The organism is Nonomuraea sp. NPDC001684, from assembly GCF_053596515.1.
In genome coordinates this window covers 1-7,365 of record NZ_JBSFGJ010000454.1, presented here as the reverse complement: position 1 = coordinate 7,365, position 7,365 = coordinate 1, and the positions used below count along the sequence as shown (strand labels likewise).

At 70.8% G+C, this 7,365-nt stretch carries 8 protein-coding genes; 7 read left to right on the top strand and 1 reads right to left on the bottom strand.

The features are described 5' to 3' along the window. The coding region (locus ACWCSD_RS43570; protein ID WP_449924040.1) for a hypothetical protein at positions 1-463 on the bottom strand (463 nt) is incomplete at its 3' end. A 433-nt stretch (positions 464-896) separates the two neighbouring features. On the opposite strand from ACWCSD_RS43570, the gene ACWCSD_RS43565 reads away from it, so the two are divergent. From ACWCSD_RS43565 to ACWCSD_RS43535, 7 genes are all read left to right on the top strand, one after another. Further along, positions 897-1,811, top strand: coding sequence for a DMT family transporter (locus ACWCSD_RS43565; protein ID WP_397163336.1), 915 nt, complete (start codon positions 897-899; stop codon positions 1,809-1,811). A 124-nt stretch (positions 1,812-1,935) separates the two neighbouring features. After that, entirely contained in the window at positions 1,936-3,420 is a 1,485-nt protein-coding gene (locus ACWCSD_RS43560; RefSeq protein WP_449924037.1) for an AMP-binding protein, read from the top strand. Between the two features lie 48 nt (positions 3,421-3,468). Continuing rightward, positions 3,469-3,765: an acyl carrier protein gene (locus tag ACWCSD_RS43555; RefSeq protein ID WP_449924034.1), complete on the top strand. Its 297-nt coding sequence runs from the start codon at positions 3,469-3,471 to the stop codon at positions 3,763-3,765. Then, positions 3,762-4,136 (top strand): ectoine synthase, encoded by a 375-nt coding sequence (locus tag ACWCSD_RS43550; RefSeq protein WP_352323183.1) that lies wholly within the window; start codon positions 3,762-3,764, stop codon positions 4,134-4,136. Before ACWCSD_RS43555 ends, ACWCSD_RS43550 begins: the two co-directional genes overlap by 4 nt. A gap of 15 nt (positions 4,137-4,151) precedes the next feature. Then, the gene (locus tag ACWCSD_RS43545) at positions 4,152-5,318 is read left to right on the top strand and encodes an acyl-CoA dehydrogenase family protein (RefSeq protein ID WP_358284364.1); all 1,167 of its coding nucleotides are present in this window, start codon (positions 4,152-4,154) and stop codon (positions 5,316-5,318) included. Next, positions 5,315-5,971, top strand: a complete 657-nt coding sequence (locus ACWCSD_RS43540) for a transglutaminase family protein (RefSeq protein ID WP_397163331.1) — start codon at positions 5,315-5,317, stop codon at positions 5,969-5,971. The genes ACWCSD_RS43545 and ACWCSD_RS43540 overlap by 4 nt, the downstream gene beginning before the upstream one ends. Before the next feature lie 34 nt (positions 5,972-6,005). After that, positions 6,006-7,365: TrpB-like pyridoxal phosphate-dependent enzyme (locus ACWCSD_RS43535; protein ID WP_449924029.1), on the top strand; the 1,360-nt coding region annotated here is incomplete at its 3' end.

The following is a 7,365-nucleotide window of genomic DNA, read 5'->3' as shown; positions in this document are numbered from 1 at the left end:
GATCATGATCGTGCTCGGCCTGTTCTGGCTGGTGCCGACGCTCGGCCTGCTGGTCGTCTCCCTGCGCACGGTGATGGTAGCCGCCGCCGGGCCACTCCCAGGCGCCGGAGTTGGTGTCGCCGTCCTCGCTGAACTTGCCGACGAAGCGGGCGGGCGAGCCCTGGTCGCCGTACCAGATGGTCAGCGTGTCGCCGCTGACCTCCCAGGTGTACTTGAGGATCTCGGCGGACTGGCCGAACAGGTGCGACTTGAGGGTCTTGCTCTCCTCGTCGTAGCCGATGTACTCCACGGCCTTGGTGTCGGCCAGGTCGACGTGCTGGACCAGGAAGTTGCCGCCCTCCAGCCATTCGAAGCGCACGGTGCCGGCGTCGGTCGCCTTGCCGTCCTCGACGTTGCTGACCCGCCAGGTGCCGATGAGGACGTCGAGCTGCCGGAGCGCGGGATTGGGGGATTTATCGGTCATGGTGGTTTCCCTCCGTTTCAGGGTGACAGTGCACGGCTTGGCGCGGCGGGACCAACGGCCCGATGCCGTCCGGCGAGGGCCGGTGATTTCGCGGCTGACCTGCGAGGACACCGATCGGCGGCACTCCGGTCGCGCGTCCAGCATCCCTTGGCGTCGAGCTGATTGTCCACTGAAAGAGCACGTTGAAAGAAGCCGCGACACGGGCGCCGTGCGATTCTCGGGAAGAATTGCTTTCGTGCGGGAATTGTCGCGCGGCAGCGAATAGGCTGGAGGATTTTCATGGATTCGCCGTCGGTCTTCCGCAGGCCGCCGGCCCGCATCCCCGGCGCCGCTCCCGCCCCTCCGGCTGCTCCCCCGCCCTCCGCCTGAGCAGACCGTCCATGAGCAGACATTTCATGAGCAGGCCGTCCATCTCGACCCCAAGGAGACGCATGTGAGCCGCCGTGGCTGGGTGCTGTTCGCCCTGATGTCCGTGATCTGGGGCATCCCCTACCTCCTCATCAAGGTCGCGGTCGGCGGCGTGCCGGTGCCCGTGCTGGTCTTCGCGCGCACCGCGATCGGCGCCGCGCTGCTGCTGCCGCTGGCGATCCGCGGCGGGCAGCTGGCGATGGTCCGTCGGTACTGGCGGCCGGTCTTCGCGTTCGCCTGCCTGGAGATCCTGGCGCCCTGGTGGCTGCTGTCGGACGCCGAACGGCGGCTGACCAGCTCGACCAGCGGCCTGCTGATCGCCGCGGCGCCCATCCTCGGCGTGGCGCTGGCCCGCCTGAGCGGCGGCAGCGAACGGCTCGGCAGGGCCCGCTGGATCGGGCTGGTGATCGGCCTGGCCGGCGTCGCCGTGCTGGCCGGGCCGCACCTGGGCGGCGGGGACGCCTGGGCGATGGGCGAGGTGCTGCTGACCGCGCTCTGCTACTCGATCGCCCCGCTCGTCGCCGACCGGCACCTGCGGGACCTGCCCACCATCCCGCTGACCGCCGCCTGCCTCACCCTGGCCGCGCTGGTCTACACGCCCGCCGCGATCTGGACCTGGCCGTCCGCCATGCCGAGCTGGCAGGTGCTGGCGGCGCTGGGCGGCCTCGGCGTGGTCTGCACCGGGCTGGCGTTCGTGGTGTTCGTGGAGCTCATCAAGGAGGCCGGGCCGTCGCGGGCGCTGGTGTCGACGTACATGAACCCGGCGGTGGCGATCGTCGCCGGGGTGCTGATCCTGGACGAGCCGCTGACCGCCCTGATCGTCGTCTCGTTCGCGCTGATCCTGGGCGGCTGCGTGCTGGCCACCCGCGCCGAGGAGGAGCGGCCCGCCCCGGCGGCCGGCCCGCCGGAGCGGGCCGAAGAACTGGAAGTACGGTCCTGACCCGTTCTCGTGGTCGAGGCGTTGCAGGAAGCTGCCGGACGCGGGCAATTAGCTGAAGCCCGCATCTCCGATTTCGCGGTCGCACATCGAACAAAATCATTGGTATCCGGCAACCAAGAAATCGATGGGTGACCTTCCGATGACCACAGAACTGCTCCGCGATTTCATCGCGCACGCCGAGAGAGAACCGTCCGCACCAGCCTTGCGAACCAGGACGGAAAAAGTCAGCTACGCCGAACTGGCCGCCATGGCAGGACGGGCCCAGAAAGAACTCGACGCTTTTGCACCGGGCCCGGTCGCGGTGCTCGCCCGTAAGTCGCCGCAGGCGGTCGCGCTGGTGCTCGGCTGCCTGGCGGCCGGGCGTCCGCTGCTGCTGCCGCCGATCGACCTCGGCGCGGTCGCGCTCGGCGAGCTGTGCGCGCGGGCGGGCTGCGTCGAGGTGCTGGCCGCCACCCCCGAGGACGCCGCCGAACACCCCGACGTGGTCACCGCCGTGATCGGCGGGCGCGACAACAAGCCCAGCGGCGGGCCCGCGGTTCCCCACCCCGTGGCCGTCACCGAGCAGGACACCGCGTTCATGCTGACCACGTCCGGCTCGACCGGCACCCCGAAGATCGTCCCGCTGTCGGCGGGCGCGGTGGCGCGGTTCACCGGCTGGGCCGGCGACGCGTTCGGCCTCGGCCCCGGCGAGGTGGTGTTCAACTACGCGCCGCTCAACTTCGACCTGTGCCTGCTGGACGTGTGGGCCACGCTGCGGCACGGCGGCTGCGTCGCCCTGGTCGACCCCGCGCTGGCCGCCAACCCGCGCTACGTCTGCGACTTCTTCGCCGCCTGCGGGGTCACCGTCGTCCAGGGCGTGCCCATGCTGTACCAGCTGCTGGAGGAGGGCGTCTTCCCCGGCGTGCGGCACGTCATCGTCACCGGCGACCACGCGCCGGTCCCGCTGCGCGCCGGCCTGCCGCGCAGGTTCCCGCGCGCCCGGCTGCACAACGTCTACGGCTGCACCGAGACCAACGACAGCTTCTGGCACGAGTTCGACGCCGCCGAGGCGGCCGGGCCCGCCCCCCTGCCGATCGGCCGCCCGCTGCCCGGCGTCGTCGTGGCCTTCGGCCCCGACCTGGCCCCCGTCCCGCCGGACGACGGCGGCACCGAGCTCCTGGTCTGGACGCCCTTCCAGACCGAGGGGTACGTGACCCCGGACCCGGCCGCGGCGACCGGCAGGTTCGTGACCGGGCCGGACGGCCGCCGCTTCTTCCGCACCGGCGACCTGGTCCGCCGGGACGCCGCCGGCCGGCTGTTCCTCGTCGGCCGGGACGACTTCCAGCTCAAGGTGCGCGGCATCCGGGTGAACCTGGAGCAGATCGAGCGGGTGCTGCTGGAGCACGACGACGTCCTGGAGGCCGCCGTCGTCCCGGCCGTGGACGGCGCCGAGACCCGGCTCACCGCGTTCGTCCGCGGGACGGGCCCGGGGCGGCTGTCGGGGCTGCGCCTGCGTACGCACTGCGCGATGCGGCTGCCGCGGGCCGCGATCCCGTCCGCCATCAGGCTGGTCGAGCAGCCGTTCCCGCGCACCTCGACCGGAAAGGTGGACCGAAAGCGCATCGGCTGACACGCAAAAGCCTATTGCGGGCACGCGCATTCTCGGAGATGCGGCCGCGTGCGCGCGCGTGTGATGCTGCCTTTCGTGGACATCACACACCGGATTAAAGAATTCGTGGTGACCGAGTATCTCCCCGATACTCCGCCCGACGAACTCGAGGCCGACTACGACCTTTTCCGCAACGGGGTCATCAGCAGTCTGGGCCTGTTGAAGCTCATCGGCTGGATCAAGGACGAGTTCGACGTCCCGGTCGACGAGCTGGACATCGCCCCGGAGAACTTCCGGACCGTGGCCGCCATTGACGAATTCGTCGGAAAAGCATTATCAGCACCAGCAGAACGGACACTGCAATGATCATCCGCAAGATCTCTGACGTGACGCCGGTCGAGTGGGGGAACGGCCTGAGCCACCGCTTCCTGGTCGAGCGCGACGGCATGGGCTACTCCCTCACCGACACGATCGTCTGGGCCGGCACCAGCTCCCCCCTCCAGTACCGCAAGCACCTGGAGGCGTGCTACTGCATCAGCGGCCGGGGCGCCGTGATCGACGCCGACGGCCGCCAGCACGTCCTGGAGCCGGGCACCATGTACGCGCTCGACCAGAACGACCCGCACCACCTGATCGCCGACCCCGGCGAGGACCTGCGGCTGATCTGCGTCTTCTCCCCCGCGCTGCAGGGCGACGAGCGCCACCAGCTCGCTGAGGCTGAGTTCTCCCACTACTGACGGATCTGGTCACCCATGGACGAGTGGAGCGACACACACCGCGAGCTCAGGGCCGAGTTCGCGGACTGGTACGAGGTGCTGGGCGAAGGCCACCTGGACGCCGACCGCGACGCCGACCGGACCGCCGGCCTGCCGGCGCACAAGTGGGAGCAGGTGCGCGCCTCCGGGCTGCTGCGCCTGCCGTTCTCGCCGGAATGGGGCGGCCGCGGCCTGGACCTGCTCAGCACCATGTACGTCCTGGAGGGCCTCGGCGAGGGCTGCCGGGACGGCGGGCTGTGCTTCTCGCTCTGCACGCAGATCGTGAGCGCCGGGATCCCGCTGCAACGCTTCGGCAGCCCCGAGCTGAAGGCCCGCCACCTGCCGGGCATCTGCGACGGCACGACGATCACCGCGCACGCGATCACCGACCCCGGGGGCGGCTCCGACGTGCTGGGCATGGGCATGACCGCCAAACCGGACGGCGACGACTGGATCCTCGACGGCGACAAGGTGTTCGTGACCAACGGCCCGGTCGCCGACCTGATCGTGGTCTACGCGGTGACCGACCGCGACCTGGGCCCGTTCGGCCTGACCGCCTTCCTGGTCGAACGGGACACCCCGGGCCTGCTGACCGGCCCGGACGTGCCCAAGATGGGGTTGCGCACGTCCCCGCTCGGCGAGCTGACGCTGCGCGACTGCCGGGTCCCGGCCGCCAACGTGGTGGGCCGGCCCGGCATGGGCTTCACCGTGCTGGAGCACGTGATGCGGTGGGAGATCCTGTGCTCCTTCATCGTCCAGGCCGGCGCGATGCGGCACCGGCTGGACCGCTGCGTCGAGCACGCCTCCCGGCGCCGCCAGTTCGGCCGGCCGATCGGCTCGTTCCAGATGGTCGCCGGCCAGATCGTGGACATGAAGATCGGCGTGGAGACCGCCCGGCGCTGGTTGTACGACGCCGCGCGCGGCTTCGCCGCCGGCCGGGACGTCGCCACCGACATCGCGATCGCCAAGGTGGTCACCAGCGAGGCGAACGTCAGGTCGGCGCTGGCCGCGATCCAGATCTTCGGCGGCAGCGGCTACCTGACCGGGACCGGGCTGGAGAAGGAGCTCCGGGACGCGGTCGGCGGCACCATCTACTCCGGCACCTCGGAGATGCAACGGATCCGCATCGCCCGGATGCTCGGCCTCAAGGAGTCACACACATGAGCGCTGACCTGGCCGCCACGAAGTTCCTGGACGCCGGCCACCCCGTGGTGCGCGAGTTCGCCGAACGGGCCGTCGAGGGCGCCACCACGCCCACCGAGCAGGCCGTACGCCTCTACTACAAGGTGCGCGACACCATCCTGTACGACGTCTACGACATCGACATGTCCCGCGACGGCCTGCGGGCCAGCACGATCATCGCCCGGGGCAGCGGCTTCTGCCTGCACAAGTCGGTGGTGTACGCCGCCGCCGCCCGTGCGCTCGGCATCCCGTCCCGGCTGGTGTTCGCCGACGTGCGCAACCACCTGGCCTCCGGACGGCTCAAGGAGCTCGTCGGCGGCGACGTGTTCCGCTTCCACGGCCTGGTCTCCGTCCAGCTCGAAGGCCGCTGGGTGAAGGCCACCCCCGTGTTCAACAAGATGTTGTGCCGGCTGTACCGCCTGAAGCCCCTGGAGTTCGACGGGACCGCCGACAGCGTCTACCACCCGCACGACGAGGCAGGCCGGCGGCACATGGAGTTCCTGCACTGGCACGGCGAGTTCGACGACTTCCCCTACGAGCTGGTCCTGGAGGGCTTCAGGACGTCCCACCCCGCGCTGCTGGGCGGCGGGGACCAGACCGTGAAGGGCTCGCTGACCGCGGAAGCGGGCGTCTGACATCCATCGACGAAGTCCTTATGAGAGGTATCCGTTGAACGACAGCGTCAAATACACCCTGCACGAGGACGACATCCCGTACACGTGGCTGAACATCGCCGCGGACTTCGGCGAGCCGGCCCCGATCCTCGACCCGGCCACCGGCGCGGCGATCACCCGGGCCGAGCTGTGCAGGACGATCGCCGAGCCCCTGGTGGACCAGGAGCTCAGCACCGAGCCGGAGTTCGAGATCCCCGGCCCGGTCCGCGACATCTACCGCCAGTGGCGGCCCACCCCGCTCTACCGGGCGCGCCGCCTCGAACGCGCCCTGGACACCCCCGCCCGCATCTACTACAAGTACGAGGGCGTCTCGCCGGTCGGCAGCCTCAAGCCCAACTCGGCGGTGCCGCAGGCGTACTACAACAAGCAGATCGGCAAGACGGGGCTGGTCACCGAGACCGGCGCGGGCCAGTGGGGCAGCTCGATCGCCTCGGCCGCGGCCATGTTCGGGCTGAGCGCGCAGGTGTTCATGGTGGGCGTCAGCTACCGGCAGAAGCCGTACCGCCGGGCCCTCATGGAGGCGTACGGCGCGGTCTGCAACTCCAGCCCCAGCCCGCTGACCGCGGCCGGACGGGCCGTGCTGGCCGAGGACCCCGACCACCCCGGCAGCCTCGGCATCGCCAAGTCCGAGGCCCTGGAGGTCGCCTACGCCAACCCCGACCTGGGCTACACCCGCGGCAGCTCGCTCAACCACGTGTGCGCCCACCAGACCGTCATCGGCCAGGAGGCGATGCTCCAGATGGAGCTCGCCGAGGACTACCCGGACATCGTGGTCGGCCCCTGCGGCGGCGGCAGCACCCTGGCCGGGATGTGCTTCCCGTTCCTGCGCGACAAGCTGCGCCGCGGGCGCGAGATCCGGCTCGTCGCGGCCGAACCGGTCGCCTGCCCCACGCTGACCCGTGGCCGCATCGCCTACGACCACTCCGACGCGGCCCGGCTCACCCCGCTGTCGCGGATGCACACGCTGGGCCACAAGTTCGTGCCGCCGCCCGTGCACGCCGGCGGGCTGCGCGCCCACGACATCTCGCCGCTGATCAGCCGGGCCGTCGAGAACGGGCTGATGGAGGCGGTCGCGGTACGGCAGACCGCCTGCTTCGAGGCCGGCGTGCTGTTCGCCCGCGAGGAGGGCATCGTGCCCGCCCCCGAGTCGGCGCACGCGGTGCGGGCCGCCATCGACGAGGCGCTGCGCTGCCGTGAGCAGGGCCAGTCGAAGGCGATCCTCATCGCGCTGTCCGGGCACGGCCACTTCGACCTGGCCGCGTACGAGATGTTCCAGGCCGGGCTGCTGCCCGACGACGAGCCGACGGACGACGACCTCGCCCACGGCCTGTCCAGCATCCCCGACCTGGCACGCG